4 protein-coding genes and 1 pseudogene are annotated in these 4371 nt (G+C 49.2%); all 5 read left to right on the forward strand.

What is annotated here, in order from left to right; translation table 11 throughout:
- Window positions 1–264: 264 nt before the first annotated feature.
- Window positions 265–1590 (forward strand): anthranilate synthase component I family protein, encoded by a 1326-nt coding sequence (locus L0156_09945; protein ID MCI0603325.1) that lies wholly within the window; start codon window positions 265–267, stop codon window positions 1588–1590.
- Window positions 1587–2159, forward strand: coding sequence for an aminodeoxychorismate/anthranilate synthase component II (locus tag L0156_09950; protein ID MCI0603326.1), 573 nt, complete (start codon window positions 1587–1589; stop codon window positions 2157–2159). Before L0156_09945 ends, L0156_09950 begins: the two co-directional genes overlap by 4 nt.
- A 28-nt stretch (window positions 2160–2187) precedes the next feature.
- Window positions 2188–3186: an anthranilate phosphoribosyltransferase gene (trpD, locus tag L0156_09955; GenBank protein MCI0603327.1), complete on the forward strand. Its 999-nt coding sequence runs from the start codon at window positions 2188–2190 to the stop codon at window positions 3184–3186.
- Between the two features lie 38 nt (window positions 3187–3224).
- Window positions 3225–3848 (forward strand): annotated as a pseudogene (locus L0156_09960) (indole-3-glycerol-phosphate synthase).
- Between the two features lie 123 nt (window positions 3849–3971).
- On the forward strand, window positions 3972–4371 hold a 400-nt coding region (locus L0156_09965; protein MCI0603328.1), incomplete at its 3' end, for a hypothetical protein.

A 4371-nucleotide genomic window follows, 5' to 3' on the forward strand; every position in this document is an offset into this window, starting at 1 on the left:
CGAAAATCCTTCTAAAAAAACAAGAAGTTCAACGTCAGTAGTACTCCTTCACTTTTGCTTGACAAGTGAACTGTGTATCGTTTATGTTCTGTGGTGTAGGTCAGATATGATGATCGCGGCAACATTCAACCGCTATTATTGGTGGTACCGCTGAGGCGGGTTGTTGGGCTTCCTCTGACCACGGCAATTTAAAAGGAAACAAAACAACCCACTGATTCGAAAGAGTCGGTGGGTTTTTTGTTTTTTAGTCATGAGTAATGAGTTATGAGTAATGAATTTGCAGCAGATCTGGAAACACCCGTTTCAGCGTTTCTAAAACTGACGCCGTTAAAACCAGTATTCCTGCTGGAAAGCGTGGAAAAGAATGAAACGCTGGGAAGATATTCCTTTATCGGGATTCTTCCAAAGCAATTTTTTGTGCTGGAAGAACCTTCGGAGGCAAATGCCTATTTTCAACTCCTGGAACAGCAGATACAGTCGCTCCCGAACAAAGAGAATGGCCGATTGTCTTCCGGCTTAATTGGATTTCTTTCTTATCCGATATGCTCTTTGCTTCACCCCAAGCTAAAAGTGAAGCGTTCGAGTGATCCGCTTGCGGGCTTTGTTCTGCCTTCCGCAATTCTGTCGTTTGATCATCTGAAGAACAGAATTTATTTGAATTCCATCTTGAACGAAGGGGAGCAAACGAACCTCGCGCAAGAAATTCGAACCTGTTTGCGCACTCTTCTTCCCTTACCCCGTTCCGGCCGTTCCTCCGAACCAAAATCGAATCTTTCCCAGTCTGAATTTTGCGCGATGGTGGAACGCGCCAAGGAATTCATCGCAGCAGGCGACATTTATCAAGTTGTTCTTTCCACACAATTTGAAGGAGAGAGCGAAGCGGATCCATTCCAGATGTATCGCGCGTTACGGATGATCAATCCTTCGCCTTACATGTTCTATTTGAATTTTCAGGATCGTTTCCAGTTTTTCGGTTCGAGTCCCGAAACCATGGTTCGCACGGAAGGATCGAAAATCTTATTGCGTCCGATTGCAGGAACGCGCCCGCGTGGAAAAGATGACGTTCAGGACAAACATTTCGAAACGGAGCTGATGCATGATGAAAAGGAAAAAGCGGAACATCTGATGCTTCTGGATCTTGCGCGCAACGATCTGGGGCGGTTGGCGATTCCCGGATCCGTTCGGGTAACAGAATTCATGAAGGTCGAACGCTATTCTCACGTTATGCATCTTGTTTCGACAGTAGAGTCGAATGTTGCCAAAGCTCCTTCACTGCAGGACCTTCTTTCCTCCGTGTTTCCTGCCGGAACCGTATCCGGAGCGCCGAAGGTGCGGGCTATGCAAATCATCGAAGAGCTGGAACCGCACAGCCGCGGTTTATACGCAGGATCGGTGGGCTATTTCGGAAGTCGCGGTGTGCTGGATCATTGCATTGCTATTCGCTCCCTGCAATATCAGCAAGGTCGTTATCGTTTTACAGCTGGAGCAGGCATCGTTTCGGATTCCAGGCCGGAGCGCGAATACGAGGAGATCAGCAACAAAGCGATGGCTCTCCGAACGATGTTGAGAATGGCGGAGGAACCGTTATGAAACGGGTACTCTTGATCGATAACTACGATTCGTTTACGTACAACCTCTATCAGGGATTCTTGATGCTGGGAGCTGAAGTGGCTGTGCATTACAACGACCGGATAACGATTCAAGAGGCGGAAGATTACGGCCCGACGCATGTTGTGATCTCTCCGGGACCCGGGACACCGCTGGACGGAGGTTGTTCGAATGAAATGATTTTGCATTTTCACACGAAGGTTCCATTACTGGGAGTGTGTCTTGGCCATCAATGCATCGGTCATGTTTTTGGAGGCAAGGTGGAGCGCGCGCCGGTTTTGATGCATGGGAAAACGTCGATGATCATTCACGACGGCGTTGGAGTTTTTTCCGGATTGACCAATCCCTTTGCAGCGGCGCGTTATCATTCACTTATCGTTGCAGAAGAAGATCTGCCGAAAACATTGCACATCTCGGCACACACGCCGGCCGGTGAAATCATGGGGCTTCGTGTGCGCGGAACGCAAACGGAAGGAGTGCAGTTTCATCCGGAATCCTACATGACTAAAGAAGGAATCCGTTTAATGAAAAATTTCTTGGAAACGGAGTAGCGCGGGCGTCCCGCCTGCAGAGCTGAAAATGAATTTCGCAGAACTATTAAACAAAGTTAAAAACGGTATCGGTCTGACTCGTGAGGAAAGTAAGCACGCGGTCTTCGCGATGATGGAGGGTGAACCGCAAACTGGAACTCTGCTCACCGCGTTTCATGAAAAAGGGGAAACTGCGCAGGAGATCATCGGTTTTGCGGAGGCGATGCGTGAAAAGTCTGTGCGTGTGCCGCTTGATGGAATCAAAGTGCTGGACACATGCGGAACCGGTGGAGACAAGAAAAACACATTCAACATTTCCACCATTTCCGCATTTGTTCTTGCGGGTTGCGGCATTCCTATTGTCAAGCACGGAAATCGGGCCGCCTCTTCTGCATGTGGAAGCGCCGATCTTCTGGAAGCACTGAGTATCTCTTACCGAATGAAACCGGAACAGGTGCCGGCAGCCTTGCATGCCTCCGGATTCGCCTTTCTCTTTGCGCCCGATTATCATCCAGCCACTAAATCGGTGGTTGCCGTGCGTAAACGGCTCGGCTTCCCAACAATTTTCAATCTGCTCGGTCCGCTGACCAATCCTGCATTTCCGGCGGCTCAGGTCATCGGAGTCTACAACAGAAACGCCCTTCCTCTCGTAGAAGAAGCGATCCGGAAGATGGATCCTGAAAAACGCGCATACTTGGTCCATTCATCAGAAGGTTATGATGAGGCTACACTTTCTTGCGATTTTTACCTTCACAGCACATTCTCCAAACCCACACTCGAAAACGCGAAACATTTTGGTTTCGGTGAATGTCGCGGCGAAGATCTTTGCGGTGGTTCTCCCAAAGAGAACGCATCGATTGCCCTGTCCATATTAAGCGGAGAATCCGGCGCAAAGCGGGAAACGGTTCTGCTCAATGCGATGCTTGGATATCTTGCTTTCTATCCAGAAGCTTCAGTGGAAGATGCAAAAAGCGCCGTTGCCAAATCTATTGACTCCGGCGCCGCGCTGCATGTTGTGCAAAGAACTCAGGAGCTTTTTCCGTTATGAGCAAAATCTCGGAACTTCTGAGGAGAAAACGAATCGACATGGCTCAACGGAAATCTACGCATACGCCGAATCCTTCCTCTGAGAATCGCCTCGTGAACTGGGACAAGCACACTTTTCGAATTCTCGCAGAAATCAAGCGATCCTCTCTTTCGGCTGGAGGAATCCGCAGAAATCTGGACCTTGAACAACTTGCCCGCTCCTACGAGTCGGCCGGTGCCGCAGCAATTTCCGTTTTGACGGAAGAGCATTATTTCGAAGGATCGCTGGCGGACCTTACCGCAGTCCGCCGTTCCGTATCCGTTCCGGTTCTTCAAAAAGATTTTGTGCTGGACGAATTCCAGATTCTGGAAGCGAAGGAAGCCGGAGCTGATTTTGTGTTATTGATTGCGCGATTCCTCACGACGCAAGAGATCCGGCATTTCTTGGAAGTGTGCGATCGCATACAAATCAACGCCGTCGTAGAAGTAACCGATGAAAATGATTTACGCAAAATAAAGGGTCCTGTCAGATTTCTGGGTGTGAATGCGCGCGATTTGGAGACTTTGCAAGTCGATACATCTCGTTTTGAGAAAATGAGAGGCTTGTTGCCCGATGCTTATTTGATTGCCGAAAGTGGAATCGACAGTATCGAAACTCTGCGAAAAGTCACGTCACTTGGATACAACGGCGCCTTGATCGGCGAGCACTTTTTGCGGGCTGAGGATCCGGCGAAGGAACTCGCTCGTTTTGTAGGGGCGACCCTTGTGGTCGCCCGAACGGGCAGGGACAAGCCCTGCCCCTACCGGTTGGCGAAAGTCAAAATTTGCGGAATCACAAATGAACGAGATGCGCAGCTTGCTATCCAGGAAGGCGCTTCTGCTCTGGGTTTTGTTTTTGCGGAATCTCCGCGAAGAGTTTCACCCGGTCAGTTGAAGAGTTTTCGCAATAACATCTCTGTTCCCTGTGTCGGTGTTTTTCGCGGTAATAAACAGAATGAAATTCAGGCAATCGTAGACGAGTGCCGGTTAGACATCGCGCAGATCTATGATTCCTGTTCCGTTTCCATTCCAGCGTGGAAAGCGCGAACAGCAACTTCACTCGATCAAATTTCTGAACTCGTCGGAAAGAATCAATTAGTCGACATCAAGCTGTCTGATTCCGACTTGCCCGCTGCTTGGAAACTTCTGGGTCAACAAACGGTATTCG

The sequence above is a fragment of the bacterium genome (genome assembly GCA_022616075.1).
In the GTDB taxonomy this organism is placed as follows: Bacteria; Acidobacteriota; HRBIN11; order JAKEFK01; family JAKEFK01; genus JAKEFK01.